Origin of the sequence: Nitratidesulfovibrio oxamicus, assembly GCF_015731765.1 — a bacterium.
GTDB classification, from domain to species: Bacteria; Desulfobacterota; Desulfovibrionia; order Desulfovibrionales; family Desulfovibrionaceae; genus Cupidesulfovibrio; species Cupidesulfovibrio oxamicus.
The window spans coordinates 1-1,715 of the sequence record NZ_VRYY01000490.1 but is presented as its reverse complement, the minus strand read 5'-3'; the positions used below and the strand labels follow the sequence as shown (position 1 = coordinate 1,715).

Below are 1,715 nucleotides of genomic sequence, written 5' to 3'. Positions count from 1 at the left end.
CGGCACCGCCCCGCCGCGTCCGGTTTCTCCCGTTCCGCCCGCTGCTTCGGGCGGCCAGCGGACAGAGCCGCACGGCCACATGGGCGACGACATCGACCCCTTCATCCCCGGCCTGCTGGAAACCCTTGATGCCGCCCTGGACGACGCCCGGCGTGGCCGGGCCGACGGCAGCACCTTTGCCGTGCAGGAAGCCGCGGCGCGCATCGCGGGCAAGGCGGAAAGCTTCGGCCTGCGAGTGCTGGAACGCATTGCCCGTTGCGTGGAACGGGCCGCCACCGCCGACGACATGGAAGCGGTGCGCGACCTGCTGCCCGAACTGGAAGCCGCCGTGGAACGCAACCGCATCGCCCTGGCCCCGCGCGTCGGGCAGGCTACCCGCCGAGGCTGACGCACCCATCGGACAACACGCACCCATCCCGCCCCGGCCACCCAGGCCGGGGCGTACCATTTGCCATGCTGTTTCCTGTTCCTTCCATGTGTTGCACAGCCCGCCAAAGGGCGAAACAACTCGGCAACGGACGCCCATCCCGCACGGATTGCATGTACACCCCACACCAACGTTGACACCGCTCGGGAGTGGGGTTAGCCTTCTCTCGTTTGAGTGTTCACTCCTCGCTTCTGCCGTATCGCGGCAGACACTGAAAGGATTCCGACATGAAGCGCGACACCATCCTGCTTACCGCCGCCAAGCTGTTTGCCGAGCGCGGGTTCAACAACACCCCCACCAGCCTCCTCGCCAAGGAAGCAGGTGTGGCGGAAGGCACCATCTTCCGCCATTTCAAGACCAAGGACGACATCTTCCTCACCCTGATCCGCAACGTGAAGGATCAGCTCATCAGCGACATCGAGAAGTATCTCGAGGTGCGCGCCCCCGAGACCAGCGTCGAGAAGGTGGTCTCCATCATCAAGTCGTTCTACGTGTTCGTGAAGAAGAACCGCATGGAGTTCTGCCTGATCTTCCGCGACGCGCCCACCCGCTACGGCGAACGGAACGACGACGTGTTCCTGGCCATCAAGGAAATCTACTCCTACCTCAACGAGTACCTGCTGGTGGCCCTGCGCGAGGGTCAGCGTGACGGCTCGGTGCGTACCGACATCAACGTCGAGGACACCGCGTGCATGATCGTGGGCATCATGGTGGGCATCGTGCGCACCATCCACTTCCAGTTCGTGGAACCCACCGACGACCTGCTGCGCAACGTCATCGACAACGTCAGCCGCTTCCTTAAGCCGTAGCGGAGCCATCCGCACCGTTTTCCACGGGGCCGTTCCGCGCATACGGGGCGGCCCCTTGCCGTTTGTCATGGGGCGGCGCCTCCGGTCCTGCATCCGACCCGTTTCCGGGGTGCGGATCATGCCGCCGCCCGCGCCCCGCACCCACGGGAGGCATCCATGTCTTCGTCCATCCTTCATGATCCCGCTGTGTTGCGCTCCCTGCTGCTTGTGCTGCTTCTTGCGGCAGGCGTGTGGTCCGCATGGCCAGCGGGATCGATCCGGTCCGCCCATGCCGCGCAGCCAGGTCAGCCTGACGGGTCAGACCAGCCTGCCGCAGCAAATCAGCCTGTCGGGTCCGTGCGCCTGCCCGCCTGCCCGGACCGCCCCAACTGCGTCATCACACAGGCCGGGGGAGCCGTGCGCGACGGGCAGTACATCGAGCCGCTGCCCTTCACCGGCGATGCGGCCACGGCCATGCGCCGCCTGGCCGTGGCCCTGGG

3 protein-coding genes are annotated in these 1,715 nt (G+C 66.1%); all 3 read left to right on the top strand.

Features of this window, described 5'->3' with window-relative positions:
- Window positions 1–388, top strand: a 388-nt coding sequence (locus FVW20_RS14435) for an Hpt domain-containing protein (protein WP_196610165.1), incomplete at its 5' end; no start/stop codon positions are given.
- Window positions 389–654: 266 nt separating this feature from the next.
- The gene (locus FVW20_RS14430; protein WP_167124612.1) at window positions 655–1,236 is read left to right on the top strand and encodes a TetR/AcrR family transcriptional regulator; all 582 of its coding nucleotides are present in this window, start codon (window positions 655–657) and stop codon (window positions 1,234–1,236) included.
- A 156-nt stretch (window positions 1,237–1,392) separates the two neighbouring features.
- The coding region (locus FVW20_RS14425) for a DUF1499 domain-containing protein (RefSeq protein ID WP_504739161.1) at window positions 1,393–1,715 on the top strand (323 nt) is incomplete at its 3' end.